The organism is Agrobacterium tumefaciens, from assembly GCF_005221325.1.
Lineage (GTDB): Bacteria > Pseudomonadota > Alphaproteobacteria > Rhizobiales > Rhizobiaceae > Agrobacterium.
The window spans coordinates 2753319-2770547 of sequence record NZ_CP039888.1 but is presented as its reverse complement, the minus strand read 5'-3'; the positions used below and the strand labels follow the sequence as shown (position 1 = coordinate 2770547).

General features: G+C 59.1%; 15 protein-coding genes and 1 tRNA gene. 3 read left to right on the top strand and 13 right to left on the bottom strand.

Annotated elements, in window-relative coordinates:
• Nucleotides 1–2: 2 nt before the first annotated feature.
• From CFBP5499_RS14045 to CFBP5499_RS14020, 6 genes are all read right to left on the bottom strand, one after another.
• Entirely contained in the window at nucleotides 3–974 is a 972-nt protein-coding gene (locus CFBP5499_RS14045) for an ABC transporter permease (RefSeq protein WP_003514401.1), read from the bottom strand.
• 6 nt (nucleotides 975–980) lie between these two features.
• Entirely contained in the window at nucleotides 981–2084 is a 1104-nt protein-coding gene (locus CFBP5499_RS14040) for an ABC transporter permease (RefSeq protein ID WP_080826900.1), read from the bottom strand.
• A 7-nt stretch (nucleotides 2085–2091) separates the two neighbouring features.
• Nucleotides 2092–3597 carry an ABC transporter ATP-binding protein gene (locus CFBP5499_RS14035; protein ID WP_080826901.1) on the bottom strand — a complete coding sequence of 502 codons (1506 nt, stop codon included), beginning with the start codon at nucleotides 3595–3597 and terminating at the stop codon, nucleotides 2092–2094.
• A gap of 82 nt (nucleotides 3598–3679) precedes the next feature.
• Nucleotides 3680–4672: a BMP family lipoprotein gene (locus CFBP5499_RS14030; RefSeq protein ID WP_065654768.1), complete on the bottom strand. Its 993-nt coding sequence runs from the start codon at nucleotides 4670–4672 to the stop codon at nucleotides 3680–3682.
• 213 nt (nucleotides 4673–4885) lie between these two features.
• Nucleotides 4886–5536 carry a peptide-methionine (S)-S-oxide reductase MsrA gene (msrA, locus tag CFBP5499_RS14025; RefSeq protein WP_080826902.1) on the bottom strand — a complete coding sequence of 217 codons (651 nt, stop codon included), beginning with the start codon at nucleotides 5534–5536 and terminating at the stop codon, nucleotides 4886–4888.
• 71 nt (nucleotides 5537–5607) lie between these two features.
• Nucleotides 5608–5925, bottom strand: coding sequence for a hypothetical protein (locus CFBP5499_RS14020; RefSeq protein ID WP_080826903.1), 318 nt, complete (start codon nucleotides 5923–5925; stop codon nucleotides 5608–5610).
• Between the two features lie 222 nt (nucleotides 5926–6147).
• Between CFBP5499_RS14020 and CFBP5499_RS14015 the strand changes: the two genes are divergently transcribed.
• The 3 genes from CFBP5499_RS14015 (at nucleotide 6148) to dnaJ (ending at nucleotide 9673) form a co-directional block, all read left to right on the top strand.
• Nucleotides 6148–6237: transfer RNA gene (locus CFBP5499_RS14015), tRNA-Ser, on the top strand.
• A gap of 307 nt (nucleotides 6238–6544) precedes the next feature.
• Nucleotides 6545–8446 (top strand): molecular chaperone DnaK, encoded by a 1902-nt coding sequence (gene dnaK, locus CFBP5499_RS14010; protein ID WP_080826904.1) that lies wholly within the window; start codon nucleotides 6545–6547, stop codon nucleotides 8444–8446.
• A gap of 90 nt (nucleotides 8447–8536) precedes the next feature.
• Entirely contained in the window at nucleotides 8537–9673 is a 1137-nt protein-coding gene (dnaJ, locus tag CFBP5499_RS14005) for a molecular chaperone DnaJ (RefSeq protein WP_003507223.1), read from the top strand.
• Nucleotides 9674–9739: 66 nt separating this feature from the next.
• On the opposite strand, the gene CFBP5499_RS14000 is transcribed toward dnaJ, so the two are convergent.
• The 7 genes from CFBP5499_RS14000 to CFBP5499_RS13965 all read right to left on the bottom strand — a co-directional run bounded on the left by CFBP5499_RS14000 (nucleotide 9740) and on the right by CFBP5499_RS13965 (nucleotide 17194).
• Nucleotides 9740–10291 carry a DUF924 family protein gene (locus tag CFBP5499_RS14000; RefSeq protein WP_080826905.1) on the bottom strand — a complete coding sequence of 184 codons (552 nt, stop codon included), beginning with the start codon at nucleotides 10289–10291 and terminating at the stop codon, nucleotides 9740–9742.
• 13 nt (nucleotides 10292–10304) lie between these two features.
• Nucleotides 10305–10517 (bottom strand): SlyX family protein, encoded by a 213-nt coding sequence (locus tag CFBP5499_RS13995; protein WP_080826906.1) that lies wholly within the window; start codon nucleotides 10515–10517, stop codon nucleotides 10305–10307.
• A 148-nt stretch (nucleotides 10518–10665) separates the two neighbouring features.
• Nucleotides 10666–12171, bottom strand: coding sequence for a tripartite tricarboxylate transporter permease (locus tag CFBP5499_RS13990; protein WP_080826907.1), 1506 nt, complete (start codon nucleotides 12169–12171; stop codon nucleotides 10666–10668).
• Between the two features lie 9 nt (nucleotides 12172–12180).
• Nucleotides 12181–12642 (bottom strand): tripartite tricarboxylate transporter TctB family protein, encoded by a 462-nt coding sequence (locus CFBP5499_RS13985; protein WP_080826908.1) that lies wholly within the window; start codon nucleotides 12640–12642, stop codon nucleotides 12181–12183.
• A 200-nt stretch (nucleotides 12643–12842) separates the two neighbouring features.
• On the bottom strand, nucleotides 12843–13826 hold the full coding sequence (locus CFBP5499_RS13980; protein ID WP_080826909.1) for a tripartite tricarboxylate transporter substrate-binding protein: 984 nt from the start codon (nucleotides 13824–13826) through the stop codon (nucleotides 12843–12845).
• 198 nt (nucleotides 13827–14024) lie between these two features.
• Nucleotides 14025–15371: a sigma-54-dependent transcriptional regulator gene (locus CFBP5499_RS13970; protein ID WP_080826910.1), complete on the bottom strand. Its 1347-nt coding sequence runs from the start codon at nucleotides 15369–15371 to the stop codon at nucleotides 14025–14027.
• Nucleotides 15368–17194, bottom strand: coding sequence for a sensor histidine kinase (locus CFBP5499_RS13965; protein WP_080826911.1), 1827 nt, complete (start codon nucleotides 17192–17194; stop codon nucleotides 15368–15370). The genes CFBP5499_RS13970 and CFBP5499_RS13965 overlap by 4 nt, the downstream gene beginning before the upstream one ends.
• Nucleotides 17195–17229: the final 35 nt, after the last annotated feature.

Here is a 17229-nt window from a genome sequence, read left to right as displayed (position 1 = left end):
GTTTAACGCTCCTTCGCATAGGCAACGCCACCGGCCTTGGGGGGCTTGGCAACGCCGATAAAACCGGCAAGCAGGATGCAGGTCAGGATATAGGGCATGGCCTGGAATATCTGCACCGGCACCTCACCGATGCCAGGCACGGATTTGCCCTGCATGAAATTGGCGAAGGCATCCAGAAAACCGAAAAGCAGGCAGGCGAACATGACCGGCACCGGCTTCCATTTCGCGAAAATCAGTGCGGCAAGCGCGATATAACCCTTGCCGGCGGACATGTTGGCGATAAAAGCAGCCGACTGCGCGACAGCGAGATAGGCACCGGAGAAACCGCAGAGGAACCCGGCAACGATGACGGCGCGATAGCGCATCCACGTTACCGAAATGCCCGCCGTATCGACGGCGCCCGGATTTTCACCGACGGCGCGCAGCCGCAGGCCGAAACGGGTGCGGTACAGCACCCACCAGGAGAGCGGCACCGCGAGGAAGGCGAGATAGGTGAGAATATTGTTGCCGGAAATGACATTGGCGTAGAGCGGGCCGATGAAAGGCACCTCGCGCATCGCATCCGCACCGGGAAGGATGATTGGCGCAAAACGCCCTTCCCCCGGCAATTGCGGCGTGCGGCCGCCCTGCCCGAACCAGGCCTGCCCCAGCACCACTGTCAGACCGGCGGCGATGAAGTTGAGCGCCACGCCGGACACGATCTGGTTGCCGCGATTGGTGATGACGGCAAAGCCATGGATCAGCGAGAACAGGATAGAGACCGCAATGCCGGCCAGAAGACCGGCCCACGGGTTTGCTGTCAGATAAGCGACGCAGGCGGAAGCAAAGGCCGCCGCCAGCATCTTGCCTTCAAGACCGATATCGAACACGCCGGCGCGTTCGGAAAACAGCCCGGCAAGAGCGGTAAAGAGCAGCGGGATGGTGAGACGGACGGTCGAGCCGAGAATGCTGACCAGCATATCGAAAAAATCCATATCAGCTCACCCTTTTGCCAGACGCTGGTAGATGTGGACGATCGCGGGCCGGTACATATATTCCAGCGCGCCGGCAAACAGGATCACCAGACCCTGGATGACCACGATCATCTCGCGGGTAATGTTGGGCATCTCGAAGGAAAGATCCGCGCCGCCCTGATAGAGAATGCCGAACAGCAATGCCGAGAAGATGATCCCTAGCGGATGGCTTCGCCCCATCAGCGAGACCGCGATGCCTACGAAACCTGCACCACCGACAAATTCCACCTGCAGGCGAGCGGACGCGCCCATAACCGGGTTCAGCGCCATCATGCCCGCCAGACCGCCGGAAATGAGCATGGCGATGATGACGGTGCGCGAATAGGGAATGCCGGCATAGATGGCCGCAGATGGGCTGACGCCCAGTGTGCGCATCTCATAACCGAGCTTGGTACGCCAGATCAGCACCCAGACGAGAAAACACATGACCAGAGCGATAAGGAAGGACACGTTGAACGGCGCCGGCCCGAGCTTCAGACCGAACAGCGCCATCAGCCAGTCGAGCTTCGGCAATTGCCCGCCCGGAAGGAAGGTGCGTGTTTCCGGCGCCATCTTGCCCGGCACGATCAACACGTTCACCAGGAGATAGACCATCAACGCCGCAGCGATGAAGTTGAACATGATGGTGGTGATGACGACGTGACTGCCGCGCTTGGCTTGAAGCCAGGCCGGAATGAAGGCCCAGGCCGCGCCGAAGAAGGCCGCGCCGATGACGGCAAAGGGCATCGTCACATACCAGGGCACGTAACGGTCGAGAGCGAGCGCCACCAGCGCCGCACCCAGACCGCCAATATAGGCCTGACCTTCGGAGCCGATGTTAAAGAGGCCGGCATGGAAGGCCACGGCGACGGAGAGGCCGGTGAAAATGAAGCTCGTCGTGTAAAACAACGTGAAGCCGATGGCGTCACCTCGGCCGAGTGCGCCCTCGATGAGCAGGCGGAGTGCCGCCAGCGGGCTTTCCCCAATCGACCAGACGACGAGGCCGGAAATCAGGAAGGCGGTGACGACATTCAACAGCGGCAGCAGGCCGTAGCTGATCCAGTTTGGCAGGGGGGTGGAAGCGGTGCTCATTCATGCCTCATGCGGCGATGCCGGCCATCATCAGGCCCAGCGTCTGTTCTTCGGCTTCCGCCGTTTTTTCTCCAACGACCCGGCCCGCGAACATGACCATGATCCTGTCCGAAAGGGAACGGATTTCGTCGAGTTCGACCGAAACCAGCAAAATCGCCTTTCCGGCATCGCGCATTTCGATGATGCGGCGATGGATGAATTCGATCGCACCGATATCGACGCCGCGGGTGGGCTGACCGATGATCAGCATCTTCGGGTCGCGTTCGATTTCGCGAGCGACGACGATCTTCTGCTGGTTGCCGCCGGAAAAATTGGCGGTCTTCAGCTGCGGGTTCGGCGGGCGGATATCGTATTTCTCGATCTTCTCGACCGCATCCTTGCGGATGGCCTCCGGGTTGAGGAAAGGTCCCCGGCCGTAACGCTCGTCATGGTGATAACCGAGGATGGAGTTTTCATATTCCTCGAATTTCAGTACCAGCCCCATATGGTGGCGGTCTTCCGGGATGTGGGCGAGGCCAAGCTTGCGCAGGATCGCCGGATCGGGGCGGTCCACCTTCTGCCCATCCACCCAGATTTCGCCGGAATGGGGTTTGCGGATGCCGGCGATGGCTTCCAGCAGTTCCGACTGGCCGTTGCCCGCCACGCCGGCAATGCCGACGATTTCGCCGGCGCGGACATCGAGCGAAACATCGTCCACCATGGTGACGCCGCGGCTATCCTTGACGGTGAGATTACGGATGGAGAGGAGAACCTCGCCCGGCGTTGTCTCGCCCTTTTCCACCCGCAGCAGCACGCGCCGGCCGACCATCAGTTCGGCCAGTTCCTCGACGCTGGTTTCGGATGTCTTGCGGGTCGCCACCATTTCGCCGCGGCGCATGACGGAGACGGAATCCGTGATCGCCATGATTTCACGCAGCTTGTGGGTGATAAGGATGATGGTCTTGCCCTGCTCGCGCAGGACGCCGAGAATCTTGAACAGGTGGTCGGCCTCAGCCGGGGTCAGGACACCGGTCGGCTCGTCGAGGATCAGGATTTCGGCGCCGCGATACATGGCTTTGAGTATTTCGACGCGCTGCTGCAGACCGACCGGCAATTCCTCGATCACTGCATCGGGATCGACTTCCAGCCCGTAGTCGTCCTCAAGACGTTTCAGTTCCTTGCGGGCGCCAGCCCGGCCACTCGACAGCGTCGCGCCGCCTTCAGCACCAAGCATGACGTTTTCCAGCACGGTGAAATTTTCCACCAGCATAAAGTGTTGATGCACCATGCCGATACCGGCATTGATGGCCGTCTGGCTGTCGCGGATCGAGACTGGCGTGCCCTTCACGCGGATTTCACCGGCATCTGCCTGGTAAAAACCGTAGAGGATCGACATCAAAGTCGATTTTCCAGCGCCGTTTTCCCCGATGATGCCGTGGATCGTGCCCTTGGCAACGGTCAGATTGATATTTTTATTGGCGTGAACAGCACCGAATTTCTTGTCGATGCCCACGAGCTCGATTGCAGGGTCCATACTCAAACCGAAACCTCTCCGAAGGCTGGATATGAAAAGGGCGCAAGATGAAAATCATCATGCGCCCCAAGTTTGTATCATATCATTTCGGGCAGGACTTGTCCGCCATATAGTCATGGACCTTGACAGCGCCGGATATAATGTCGGCCTTCGCCTTATCGACGGCGGCAGTCATTTCCGGTGTAATCAGGGCTTTGTTGTTATCATCAACGGCGTAAGCAACGCCGTCTTCCTTCACGCCGAGCGCCACGACACCAGCTGTGAACTTGTCGTCTTTAGCATCCTTGAACGCGTTATAAACTGCGAGATCGACCCGCTTGACCATGGAGGTCAGAACCGAGCCGGGATGCAGGTGGTTCTGGTTAGAATCGACGCCGATCGAAAGCTTCTTATTGTCTGCGGCTGTCTGCAGAACGCCGAGACCGGTCGCACCGGCCGCCGCATAGATCACGTCGGCGCCCTGGTCGATCTGGTTCTTGGTGAGCTCACCACCGCGGACGGGATCGTTCCAGGCTGCACCCGTCGTTCCCGTCATGTTTTGGAAGACTTCGATTTTGTCGTTGGCGGCTTTGGCGCCCTGCGCATAACCGCAGGCAAATTTGCGGATCAGGGGAACATCCATTCCGCCGACGAAGCCGACCTTGCCGGTCTTGGATGCCATGCCCGCCAAAAGACCTACGAGGTAAGAGCCCTCATGTTCCTTATAAACAACAGAACGCACGTTAGGCGCATCTACAACCGTATCAACGATCACGAATTTGGTATCGGGATATTCCGCCGCAACTTTGGCCATCGGCGCTTCCCAGATGAAGGAAATCGCAACGACCGGGTTGAAGCCCTTGCTGGCGAAATTGCGGATGGCCTGTTCGCCCTGCGTGTCGCTGGTCGGTTCAAAATCGCGGAACTCGATGCCCGTTTCCGCCTTGAACTTTTCAGCGCCGGCCGCAGCGGCCTCGTTGAACGACTTGTCGAACTTGCCGCCCGTGCCATAGACCAGCGCCGGCTTGATATCCGCGGCGAGCGCGGAAGCCGACATTGCGGCAAGCGCAAAAAGTGTCAGAAGGGATTTTTTCATTGTGCAGCCCTGTTGTTGCAATTGATATTTTAGGGTCCTCCCGCAATCCCGTTAACCGGGAATGTCTGCGGAACCGCCAGCCGTTATCCCGGCTGTGCTTGCCTGATATCCTTGCATGGCTCAATGAAAAATTCATCCGGTTTTTTTGACCCGGTGGAAAAACTTTGATCTGGCGTTTTTTTAGTCTTTCCACCGGGGTTACCTGCAAAAAATCTAGCCTATATTGCAGCTTACGCCGGTTCCCCTGAGGCCGCAGTAGCCACCCGGGTTCTTGGCAAGATATTGCTGATGATAGTCCTCGGCATAATAAAATGTTTCAAGCGGGCCGATCTCGGTGGTGATGTCGCGACCGTGGCCGGCCTCATCAAGATTTTGCTGAAAAGCATCACGTGCCTTCTGCGCCTGCTGCAACTGGCCTTCCGTCGTCGCGTAAATGGCAGAGCGATAGGTCGTGCCGACATCGTTGCCCTGCCGCATGCCCTGTGTCGGATCGTGCTCCTCAAAGAATATCTTGAGCAGGCCCGACAGCGAGATCACGGCCGGATCGTAGACCACCTTCACCACTTCGGCGTGGCCCGTCTGGCCGGTCGTCGTTTCCTGATAGGTCGGGTTGCGGGTGAAACCACCCGCATATCCGACCGCCGTTACCCACACGCCCGGCGTTTTCCAGAACAGCCGCTCCGCGCCCCAGAAACAGCCCATACCGAGATAGATGATTTCCAAACCATCCGGATAAGGTCCCTTCAAAGGCCGACCATTCACGAAATGGGTTTCCGGCACCGCAAGCGCTTCTTCACGGCCGGGCAGAGCCGTTTCTTCGGTCGGCATCGTCGTCTTTTTTGAAAGCGTATCGAACAGGAACATTCGGTCCTCCGTGCGGCCGGTTCCGCCGCGTCTTAAGGGTTCACATCTGCGGGGCGCATGCTTTCGCCCTGTCAGACTGACGAGCGCCTCATCACTTTGCGCTTCCTGTAGCCGGCCATCCAGCAAAGCAGGGATAGTGCCAAGAAGAAGGCAAATGCAGGCACTCCCGACAGGGCATTTTCAACGAAGCGCCACGCTTCAGGGTGAATATAGTGAGCCAAGGCCGCTTCCACCATGGTGCGCGAGGCAGGAAGAAGATAGTTCCAGACCGACAGGATTCCTGTGATGTTGACCGAGGATGTGGAAACCGAGCGGATCGAGTCGAGCACGCCGAGAAAAATCGCCGCAATAAGGAGAAGAAAGCTCAAAAACCGCAGAAAAGCTTTCATCCGGCGCACCTCGGCTACGGCCCATCGTTTCGACAGCCACGTTTTAAAACATATATTGCATCGATAAAGCCGGGAAAACCGGTTTGCAACCGCATCGAAAGGCAGGAAATTGCCGACATTTCAAAAAACTGTCAGATTCGTGTTGATCCCTGCGAATTCATCGGTATATATCGCGCCGTTCCAGTGATTTGCATTTCTTCAAAACATGCAGATTTGAAAAAAGGACAGGTGGCCGAGTGGTTTAAGGCGCACGCCTGGAACGCGTGTGTGCGTGAAAGCGTACCGTGGGTTCGAATCCCACCCTGTCCGCCATTTCACCTCATCTTCAGCCGTCACTGTTGCTCCAAGCCATTGCCGGATTCGCCTTACGGTCGTCTACCCGGCATACCGTCAAAGTCGCGTTTTTCCGCTTTCGCAAGCGTGAATGGCTATGCTTCTGCACAGACAGGGGTTTCTTACGCTTTTTTGCTGCGCTTCCCCCTCTCTTGCGCCTTGCAGCAGGAAAAATCGCTCCTTATATACGCCGCAGAACTGCAGCGAATGTTGCAAATCCAAGTCAAGGAGCTGCCACAAGAATGCCTCACGGGGTTCCGGCAGCTCGCTTCAAGGAGAGAAGAGCATGGCAAAAGTAATCGGTATCGACCTTGGCACGACCAATTCCTGCGTCGCAGTGATGGACGGCAAGGACACGAAAGTTATTGAAAACGCGGAAGGCGCGCGCACCACGCCGTCCATGGTGGCATTTTCCGACGATGGCGAACGCCTTGTCGGCCAGCCGGCCAAGCGCCAGGCGGTCACCAACCCGACCAACACCCTGTTTGCGGTCAAGCGCCTCATCGGTCGCCGTTATGAAGACCCGACCGTTGAAAAGGACAAGGCCCTTGTTCCTTTTGAAATCGTCAAGGGTGACAATGGCGACGCCTGGGTGAAGGCACAGGACAAGAACTATTCCCCTTCGCAGATTTCCGCGATGATCCTTCAGAAGATGAAGGAAACGGCTGAATCTTATCTCGGTGAGAAGGTCGAGAAGGCCGTCATCACCGTTCCGGCCTACTTCAACGACGCGCAGCGCCAGGCAACCAAGGATGCCGGCCGCATCGCCGGTCTTGATGTTCTGCGTATCATCAACGAGCCGACTGCAGCCGCACTCGCTTACGGCCTCGATAAGAAGGAAGGCAAGACCATCGCCGTTTACGACCTTGGCGGCGGTACCTTCGATATTTCCGTTCTGGAAATCGGCGACGGCGTCTTCGAAGTGAAGTCGACCAACGGCGATACCTTCCTGGGTGGTGAAGACTTCGACATGCGTCTGGTCGAATATCTGGCCGGCGAGTTCAAGAAGGATCAGGGCATCGACCTGAAGAACGACAAGCTCGCTCTGCAGCGCCTCAAGGAAGCTGCCGAAAAGGCAAAGATCGAACTTTCGTCTTCGCAGCAGACCGAAATCAACCTGCCGTTCATCACGGCAGATGCTTCCGGTCCGAAGCACCTGACGCTGAAGCTGACCCGTGCGAAGTTCGAAAGCCTGGTCGATGACCTCGTCCAGCGCACCGTTGCGCCTTGCAAGGCAGCGCTCAAGGATGCCGGCGTCTCCGCTTCCGAGATCGATGAGGTCGTTCTCGTCGGTGGCATGAGCCGCATGCCGAAGGTTCAGGAAGTCGTCAAGCAGCTGTTCGGCAAGGAGCCGCACAAAGGCGTGAACCCGGATGAAGTGGTTGCCATGGGCGCCGCGATCCAGGCCGGCGTTCTGCAGGGCGACGTCAAGGACGTATTGCTGCTCGACGTGACCCCGCTGTCGCTCGGCATCGAAACGCTGGGTGGCGTCTTCACCCGTCTGATCGATCGCAACACGACGATCCCGACGAAGAAGAGCCAGACCTTCTCGACCGCCGAAGACAATCAGTCGGCCGTGACCATCCGCGTTTCGCAGGGCGAGCGCGAAATGGCCCAGGACAACAAGCTGCTTGGCCAGTTCGACCTCGTCGGCCTGCCGCCGTCGCCGCGCGGCGTTCCGCAGATCGAAGTGACCTTCGATATCGACGCCAACGGCATCGTGCAGGTTTCAGCCAAGGACAAGGGCACCGGCAAGGAACAGCAGATCCGCATCCAGGCCTCCGGTGGTCTCTCCGACGCCGACATCGAAAAGATGGTCAAGGACGCCGAGGCCAATGCCGAGGCCGACAAGAAGCGTCGCGCTGGTGTCGAAGCCAAGAACCAGGCCGAAAGCCTCATTCACTCCACCGAAAAGTCGGTGAAGGAATATGGCGACAAGGTTTCCGAGACCGACCGCAAGGCGATCGAAGACGCCATTGCGAGCCTGAAGACCGCTGTCGAAGCCGCTGAGCCGGACGCAGACGACATTCAGGCCAAGACCCAGACCCTCATGGAAGTCTCCATGAAGCTCGGTCAGGCCATCTACGAAGCGCAGCAGGCCGAGGCCGGTGATGCTTCCGCAGAAGGCAAGGATGACGTCGTCGATGCCGACTATGAAGAAATCAAGGACGACAAGAAGTCCGCATAATCGCGCGGCTTCCAGACTCCTTACACCATATGCAAGACATCCGGCTGCCGACGTGCAGCCGGAAATCCATTTGCGGGGCTTGTTAACTTAATGGCGAAAGCAGACTTTTACGAAACACTCGGCGTCAGCAAAACCGCGGACGAAAAAGAGCTGAAAAGCGCCTTCCGCAAACTCGCGATGAAATACCATCCGGACAAAAACCCGGATAACGCCGAATCCGAGCAGAAATTCAAGGAAATCAACGAAGCCTACGAAACGCTGAAGGACCCGCAGAAGCGCGCGGCCTATGACCGTTTCGGCCACGCCGCATTTGAAAATGGCGGCATGGGCGGCGGTGGCGGCTTTGGCGGCGGCGGTTTCGCCAATGGCGGGTTCTCCGATATTTTCGAAGATATCTTCGGCGAGATGATGGGCGGCGGTCGTGCGCGTCGGTCTTCCGGCGGACGCGAGCGTGGCGCCGACCTTCGCTACAATATGGAAATCACGCTGGAAGAGGCCTTCACCGGCAAGACGGCACAGATCAGGGTTCCGACTTCAATCACTTGTGACGTCTGTTCCGGTTCGGGCGCCAAACCCGGTACGCAGCCCAAGACCTGCGCCACCTGCCAGGGCTCCGGCCGCGTGCGCGCGGCACAGGGCTTCTTCTCGGTGGAACGCACCTGCCCCACCTGCCACGGCCGCGGCCAGACGATTTCCGACCCGTGCGGCAAATGCCACGGCCAGGGCCGCGTGACCGAAGAGCGTTCGCTTTCCGTCAACATCCCCTCGGGCATTGAAGACGGCACCCGCATTCGCCTGCAGGGCGAAGGCGAAGCCGGCATGCGGGGTGGTCCGGCGGGCGATCTTTATATCTTCCTGTCCGTGCGTCCGCATGAATTCTTCCAGCGCGACGGCGCCGACCTTTATTGCACCGTGCCGATCTCCATGACGACAGCGGCGCTTGGCGGCACTTTCGATGTCACGACGCTTGATGGCACCAAGTCACGCGTCACGGTTCCGGAAGGCACACAGCCGGGCAAGCAGTTCCGTCTGAAGGGCAAGGGCATGCCGGTGCTGCGTTCGGCGCAGACAGGCGATCTCTACATCCAGATCCAGATCGAAACGCCGCAGAAACTCAGCAAGCGCCAGCGTGAGCTGTTGCAGGAATTCGAGCAGCTCTCCTCCAAGGAGAATAATCCGGAATCGACCGGCTTCTTTGCCCGGATGAAGGAATTCTTTGACGGCTGATCGCAACCATTCTCACAATTCAGAACGCCGCCGTCTTTCGGGACTGGCGGCGTTTTTGTTTCGAGTTCAGCCGGAAAAGCCGCCCTCTTCCAGATATTGCCGTTCCTCCGGTGTCGTTTCCCGCAGCAAGATGTCGTTACGATGCGGAAAGCGGCCGAAACGCTCGATGATCTCGCGATGTTCTTCGGCATGGTGCAGATAAAGCCCACCAAGCGGCTGATTGAGACGGCAGGCCCGGTGCTGCGCCGCCATATCCTCTGCGTGGGAAAAGGGCAGATAGAAGAAAACCCGCAAATCATCACCCACCGCCTGATCATGCCCGCGCCGGATGGCTTCGTCGGTCAGGAGCCGCGCCAGAGGATCGGTCGCATACATGTGCGCCGTATCGCGAAAGCAGTTGCGCGGAAACTGATCCAGCAGAAGCATCAAGGCGAGGCTGCTTTCCGCACCTTCCAGCCAGTCATCCAGTTCCCGCCTTGCGGCAGCGAAATGAGCGTCACGGAAACGGTCGTGAAAATGACTGTCGAAGGCGGCATCCTTGTCGAACCATTTGTCGGGGCCGGCCTTCTTCCAGAAGTCCACGATTTCGGCAGAAAGTGCGGCTTTGTCGTTTTTCATCGGGTCTTCCCTGTCAGTAATGCGGCGGCCGGGTGATGGCAGGCGCGTCCAGCGATTGCTCCTCAAGGCTCAAAAACCTCTCCGTCAACCGGTCGAGCTTGGCGCGGGTCTGTTCCAGCACTTTCCACTGTTCCGTCAGCTGGTCGGACAGTTCCTCAATGGTCTTGGCCTGATGCGCGACCGTCTCCTCAAGCGCAATGATCCGTTTTTCGGTTTCCGACGTCATGGTGACCTCTCTTTCCAGCCCTTCCTTGGGCCTAAAGGCTCGCGAGTCAACCATATGTCGCTTTCGTAAAGCGAATTCGTCACGGCCAAAGCGGAGACAAAAAAGCCGGCGATGTTTCCATCGCCGGCATCTGAAGTTCGTGACATTCTCAGTCTTCTTCTACGAAAACCTCTTCGCGTTTTTTCTTGACGCTGGGCAGGAAGACGACGATCAGCACCGCGAGCGCAATGAAAAGCAGGGTGGCGCTGATCGGCCGGGTGACGAAAGTGGTCGGATCGCCGCGTGACAGGATCATGGCGCGGCGCAAGTTTTCTTCCAGCAGCGGCCCGAGCACGAAGCCCAGGAGCAGCGGCGCCGGTTCACAGCGCAGTTTCACCAGCACGTAACCGATGAAGCCGAAGAAAGCGACGGCGTAGAGATCAAACACGTTGGAATTGACGCTGTAGACCCCGATGGCGCAGAAGGCCATGATGATGGGGAAAAGCACGTAATATGGCACCGTCAAGAGCTTCACCCACAGCCCGATCAAGGGCAGGTTCAGGATAACGAGCATCAGGTTGCCGATCCACATGGAGGCGATGATGCCCCAGAACAGCGCCGGCTGTTCGGTCGCAACGTTCGGACCCGGCACGATGCCCTGAATGATCATCGCACCGATCATCAGCGCCATGACCGGGTTGGCGGGGATGCCGAGCGTCAGAAGCGGGATGAAGGAGGTCTGCGCGCCGGCATTGTTGGCGGATTCCGGACCGGCAACACCGGCAACCGCGCCATGCCCAAACTCCTCCGGGTTTTTGGAGACGCGTTTTTCGACGGTGTAGGATGCGAAGGCAGCGAGAATCGCCCCGCCTCCGGGCAGGATGCCCAGGGCAGAACCGATGGCCGTGCCGCGCAGCACCGGGCCGATCATGGCCTTGAAATCTTCCTTCGATGGCATCAGGCTGGCGACCTTGGCGATCAGCACCGAACGGGTGCGCTCGTTTTCGAGGTTGCGCAGGATTTCGGCGATACCGAACACACCGACAGCAACCGCCACGAAATTCAGGCCGTCGGCATATTCACGGATGCCCAAGGTGAAGCGGGGTGTGCCACTGTAGATATCCGTGCCGACCAGGCCGAGCAGCAGGCCGAGCACCACCATGGCAAGCGCCTTGACGATGGAACCGTGGGCAAGCGCGATGGAGGAGACGAGGCCGACGACCATCAGCGAGAAATATTCCGCCGCGCCGAATTCCAGTGCAATCGCCGTCAAAGGCGGAGCAAAGATCGCCACGAGGAAGGTGGAAACCGTACCGGCGAAAAACGAGCCGATGGCGGCGATCGCCAGTGCCGCTCCCGCCTTGCCCTTGCGAGCCATCTGGTAACCGTCAATGGCGGTGACGGCGGAGGAGGACTCCCCCGGCATGTTGATCAGGATCGCCGTGGTGGAGCCGCCATATTGCGCGCCGTAATAAATGCCGGCGAGCATGATGAGCGACGAGACGGGTTCAAGCTGAAAGGTGATCGGCAAAAGCATGGCGATGGTCGCCGTCGCGCCGATACCCGGCAGAACGCCGATCAGGGTGCCGAGCAGCACGCCGATCAGGCAGAAGAAAAGGTTTTCCAGGGACGTGGCCGTGGCGAAACCGAGTGCGAGATTATTGAGCAAATCCATCGCAAGACCTCAAAATTTAAGCCAGGGGCCGAACTGCTGGAACGGCAGGCCGAGACCATATTCGAACACCGCCACTGAAAAGGCGGTGATGGCGGCGGAAATAACGACGGCCATCAGTGGGCTCATCTTGTGCGAGGCGAAGGCTGCGATAAGGGCGCTGAAAAAAAGCGCCGGCACGAAACCAAGTCCCCGGACCGTAAAGCCGAAAAATATCGGCGCGGGCAGAATGAAAAATATTCCCCGCCAGGCGATGGCGCCGATAACGTCGCCCTGAACGCGCGTGGAACGCAGGAATATAACTCCGCCGAGCAGGATCAGCACGATCGCCAGAACAAGCGGAAAATAGCCCGGCCCCATGCGAAAGGCGGTCCCGATCTCCAGCCCGTAAGACTGCAAGGCGAAAAAAGCGCCGAGACCGATGAAAATTGCCCCGCAGGCTGCTTCGGCAGGGTCAATGAAAAACGACTTCATGAAAGATGCCCCTCCACTGCGGCCGGTGACACACCGATCCGCATTGAGAGCGCCGTGCGTCCTTTCAGACGCATGAAGGACGCTCTGACCATTAAAACTCTGCACCGCGCTTTGTAAAAATCGGAATCGATTTTTGCGCCGATGCAGTAAATCGATGGCAAAAGCCGGCGACAGCGTGCCGCCGGCAATTCTTCTGACCATCAGTCGGCATATTGGCCGGCGGATTCGATCACCGGCTTCCAGCGGGCGATTTCGCTTTCAAGCTTGGCCTTCAGCGCAGCCGGCGTCGCATCGCTTTCCGACGAGGGCGTGGTGCCGAGTTCTGCAAAGCGGGCCGCGACATTCTTGTCCTTCAACGCGACCTGAAGCGACTTGGAGAGCTTCTCGTTGATTTCCGCAGGCGTACCCTTCGGCGTATAGATGCCGTGCCAGATACCCACTTCAAGCTTCGGCAGGCCTGCTTCGACAACCGTCGGCACATCCGGCAGCACGTCGAGGCGCTTGGCCGTCGTCACGGCATAGGCTTTCACGGTTCCGCCCTGGATTTGCTTGGTGGTGTTGGTGGTCTGGTCGCACATGATATCGACCTGGCCGCCGAGCAGATCGGTCATCGCCGGGCCGGTGCCCTTGTAGGGAACGGTGACGAGCGGCGTCTCGATGGCGCTCATGAACAGCATGCCGCACAGATGCGAGGCGGCGCCGATGCCGGCATTGGCGACGGTGACCTTATCCTTGTTCGCCTTGGCGTATTCGATCAGACCCTTGAGGTCCTTGGTCTCGAGATTCTTGCGCGACAGAATGGTCATCGGCACTTCGGTGACCAGACCGACATATTCGAAGGCGTTCGTCGTATCGTAGGCAAGCTTGCGGTAAAGCGTGGCGCTGGTCGCCATGCCAATGTGGTGCAGAAGCACCGTGTAGCCGTCCGGATCGGCTGCGGCCACACGGCCAGCACCCAGCGTGCCGCCCGCGCCGCCGACATTTTCGACGATGATCTGCTGACCGAGATCCTTCGACATGGATTCGGCGACAAGGCGCGCGACCGTATCCGTCGGACCACCGGCGGCAAACGGCACGACCATGGTGATGTTACGCTCGGGATAGTTCTGAGCGGACGCGGACAGCGCAAAAAGGGAAACGGCAGCGGCGGCGGCAAGGCCGGTAACTGTCTTCAGTATTTTCATCGATTCCTCCCGGATGAAAATGATCGCCACTTCAGCCGCGCATGCTCCTCCATGGCGGCCGGGGTGACGTTATTTGCGATCCGGGATTGCCGTTCAGCAACGGTGCTCTCGTCGCGGCGTCCACTTTTATCGCTGTCCTGGATGCTTATGGGTGGATTTCAACCCATAGCGCTTTATCCATGGGTGGAAATCCACCCATCAGACCTCGGTCATGTGCCGATGCAGCCCGTATTTCTGCATTTTCTCATAAAGCGTTTTGCGTGAAATGCCGAGACTTTCATAGACGGATTTCAGATTTCCGCCATGCACGGCAATGGCGTGCGCGATCAGGCTTTTTTCATAAGCGGCAACCCGCGGCGCCAGCGTCGAGGTGCCGTCATCATGAAGTGCCAGCGACACCTCGGACACATCGCTTTCCAGACCCAGCACGAAACGATCCGCGGCATTGCGCAATTCCCGCACATTGCCCGGCCATTCCCGCAACGAAACGGCGGAAAGCAGATGCTGCGGCACGTCCATATCTTCCCGCCCGTAACGGGCGGCGGCTTCCCGGACCAGATGCAGGAAGAGCAGCGGTATGTCCGCACTGCGCTGCGAAAGCGAAGGCACGAGAAGCGTCGCCACATTCAGGCGATACAGAAGATCGGCGCGGAACCGGCCGGCCGCAACCTCCTGCTCCAGATCGACCTTGCTGGTGGCGATGAAGCGGACATCGAGCTCGACCGTCTCATTGGAGCCCAGACGGGTAATCACCCGCTCCTGCAAGACGCGCAGGAAGCGCCCCTGCAGTTCGAAGGGCATGGAGCCAATCTCATCCAGCAGGATGGTGCCGCCCCGGGCATGTTCGAACTTGCCATAGCGTGAGCGCAGTGCGCCCGGAAAAGCACCGGCCTCATGGCCGAAGAGTTCGCTTTCGATCAGCGTCTGCGGAAGGGCAGCACAATTGATCGCGACGAAGGGTCGGTTGGCTCTGGCGCTGATGTCATGCAGCGCCCGCGCCACCACCTCTTTGCCGGCACCGGTGTCACCCACGATCAGCGTATCGGCGTCCGTCGCGCCGATGGCGCGGATGCGATAGCGCAGATCAACCATGATCTGGGTCCTGCCGGGCAGACGTGTTTCGAGGTCATCATGCTTGCCGGCCACCGCCTTCAGCCGGCGGTTTTCCAGCACCAGCGCCCGCCGGTCATTCGCTCTCTTGATGATGCCGGCGAGATATTGCGGGGTGAAGGGCTTTTCGATGAAGTCATAAGCACCGTTGCGCATGGCGTTGACGGCAAGCTGCACATCGCCATGTCCCGTCATGAGGATGACAGGTATTTCCGGGTCAAGCTCCCTCACCTTTTGCAGCAGCGTCATGCCATCCATGCCGGGCATGCGGATATCGCTGACCACGACGCCGTCGAAGCTGTAGCCGATCAGTTCCAGCGCGTGTTCGGCGCTTGCCAGCATGGTGACGGCAAAACCGGAAAGCTCCAGCGCCTGCGCGGTGGAAAAGCGCAGCTCCTCCTCGTCATCGATCAACAGAACCCGCGACATGGTCATTCCGCAGCTGCCTCCACGCGCCAGGTGGCGGCTGGTAATTCGATCTCGAATTCTGCCCCGCCGTCTTCATGGTTTCGCACCCGCAGCTGGCCACCGAAATCCTTGATGATGTTATAGGAGATGGACAGGCCAAGGCCGAGGCCGCGGCCCACACCTTTGGTGGTGAAGAAGGGATCGAAGATGCGTTCCGAAATCGCCGCCGGCACGCCGGGGCCGTGGTCGCGGATGAAAATCGATACCGCCTGACCGTGCTGCACCGCCTGTAGTGAGATCCGGCGATCGTCACGCCCTTCCACGGCATCGGCGGCATTGGAGATGATATTGACGAGCACCTGCTGCAATCGCACCGGACCGGCTTTCACCGCAAGCGGCACCGGGCCAAGATCGACATCCAGCATTGCATCGGCGGCCTTCAGCCGCGGACCGACGATTTCGAGCGTATCGCGAAGGACGGTTTCCAGACCCACCGCTGCCGTTTTCTCGTTGGGTTTGCGGGCAAAGTTCCTGAGATGTTTGCTGATCGACGCCATACGGTCGATCAAGCCTGAAATACGCCTGAGATTTTCCGTCACCTCTTCCAGACGCCCGCGCTCCACCAGAAGCGAGGCGTTTTCGGCATAGTTCTTGGCAGCGGCAAGCGGCTGGTTGAATTCGTGAGACAGCGCCGCCGACATCTGCCCAAGTGCCGCCAGCTTGCCAGCCTGCACCAGATCGTTCTGCATCTTGCGCAACTGCTTTTCGGTCTGGCGACGTTCGGCGATTTCGTGTTCGATTTCCTGATTGACCCGCGCCAGATCGGCCGTGCGCTCCTCCACCCGGCGCTCCAGCTCTGCCTGCGCTTCGGCCTGGTGGGTCAGGCGTTCGCGCAGACGCCGCCGTCTTTGCAGCATGGCGGCAATCAGCGCCGCAGCGAGGCACAGGCACAGGATGATCGCAATCATCGCCGTCTTGACCTGCGTGCGGAGCGAGCCCGTATCCATCAGCACGCTGACGGTCCAGCCCGCATCCGGCATCGGCTGCGACAGGACCATATATTCCCTCTCGCCGTCCTCCTGACTGATCGTCATCAGCTGGTGCGAACCGAAACTGCCGTTTTTCAGCGGCAATTCCTTGAGGGCGGCATTGGCGTAGCGGCGAGAGGCTTCGGTGCGCGCCAGCCTCTCCGGTGTCAGCGGCATCAGGCCGGAATAAAGCCATTGCGGCGTGCCGGTCATGAAGATGATGCCTTCGGGGTCCGAAACCAGAATGCGGTTTTCGCCATCCCCGAAGGACGCCTCTATGCCTTCAATATCTACCTTGAACACGATGACGCCCTTGATCTCTTCATTGAAGAGAATCGGCGCGGAGAAATAATAACCGCGCTTGTGGGAGGTGGTGCCGAGCGCAAAAAAGCGAGACTTGAGGCCCTTGGCGGCATCCTGGAAATAGGGCCGGTAACTGAAATTCTCGCCGACGAAGCTCGTCGGCCCATCGTAATTGCTGGCCGCGATCGTCTCCCCATCCAGCGTGATGATATAGATATCGGAGGATTCCAGCAGGGTGTTGATGGATTTGAGGTAGACATTGGCCCGCTGGCGCAGGGCTTCATCCTTGGGATGCGCGACCAGTTCCTCTATGTCGTCATGATCGGCAATCAGCGCGGGAAGTGGCTCGTAGCGGCTCAGGAGCCCGCCGAGCGCCGAGACGGCGAGCCGGAGCGTCGTGCGGCCCTGATCGGACGTTTCGCCGAAATAGCTTTCCGCGATGATGCCGCCACCTCTCGTCACGGCGCCATAACCGAGACCGAGGCCGAGAAACGTCAACAAAATCCAGCGATATTTCACCGAAACTCCCCTCCTGCTTCAGGCCTCAAACCCGC

What these genes read in the sequence shown, in the direction of transcription:
- CFBP5499_RS14045 (WP_003514401.1), bottom strand. Translation starts at nt 974, where the DNA reads ATGGATTTTTTCGATATGCTGGTCAGCATTCTCGGCTCGACCGTCCGT.
- CFBP5499_RS14040 (WP_080826900.1), bottom strand. Translation starts at nt 2,084, where the DNA reads ATGAGCACCGCTTCCACCCCCCTGCCAAACTGGATCAGCTACGGCCTG.
- CFBP5499_RS14035 (WP_080826901.1), bottom strand. Translation starts at nt 3,597, where the DNA reads ATGGACCCTGCAATCGAGCTCGTGGGCATCGACAAGAAATTCGGTGCT.
- CFBP5499_RS14030 (WP_065654768.1), bottom strand. Translation starts at nt 4,672, where the DNA reads ATGAAAAAATCCCTTCTGACACTTTTTGCGCTTGCCGCAATGTCGGCT.
- msrA (WP_080826902.1), bottom strand. Translation starts at nt 5,536, where the DNA reads ATGTTCCTGTTCGATACGCTTTCAAAAAAGACGACGATGCCGACCGAA.
- CFBP5499_RS14020 (WP_080826903.1), bottom strand. Translation starts at nt 5,925, where the DNA reads ATGAAAGCTTTTCTGCGGTTTTTGAGCTTTCTTCTCCTTATTGCGGCG.
- dnaK (WP_080826904.1), top strand. Translation starts at nt 6,545, where the DNA reads ATGGCAAAAGTAATCGGTATCGACCTTGGCACGACCAATTCCTGCGTC.
- dnaJ (WP_003507223.1), top strand. Translation starts at nt 8,537, where the DNA reads ATGGCGAAAGCAGACTTTTACGAAACACTCGGCGTCAGCAAAACCGCG.
- CFBP5499_RS14000 (WP_080826905.1), bottom strand. Translation starts at nt 10,291, where the DNA reads ATGAAAAACGACAAAGCCGCACTTTCTGCCGAAATCGTGGACTTCTGG.
- CFBP5499_RS13995 (WP_080826906.1), bottom strand. Translation starts at nt 10,517, where the DNA reads ATGACGTCGGAAACCGAAAAACGGATCATTGCGCTTGAGGAGACGGTC.
- CFBP5499_RS13990 (WP_080826907.1), bottom strand. Translation starts at nt 12,171, where the DNA reads ATGGATTTGCTCAATAATCTCGCACTCGGTTTCGCCACGGCCACGTCC.
- CFBP5499_RS13985 (WP_080826908.1), bottom strand. Translation starts at nt 12,642, where the DNA reads ATGAAGTCGTTTTTCATTGACCCTGCCGAAGCAGCCTGCGGGGCAATT.
- CFBP5499_RS13980 (WP_080826909.1), bottom strand. Translation starts at nt 13,826, where the DNA reads ATGAAAATACTGAAGACAGTTACCGGCCTTGCCGCCGCCGCTGCCGTT.
- CFBP5499_RS13970 (WP_080826910.1), bottom strand. Translation starts at nt 15,371, where the DNA reads ATGACCATGTCGCGGGTTCTGTTGATCGATGACGAGGAGGAGCTGCGC.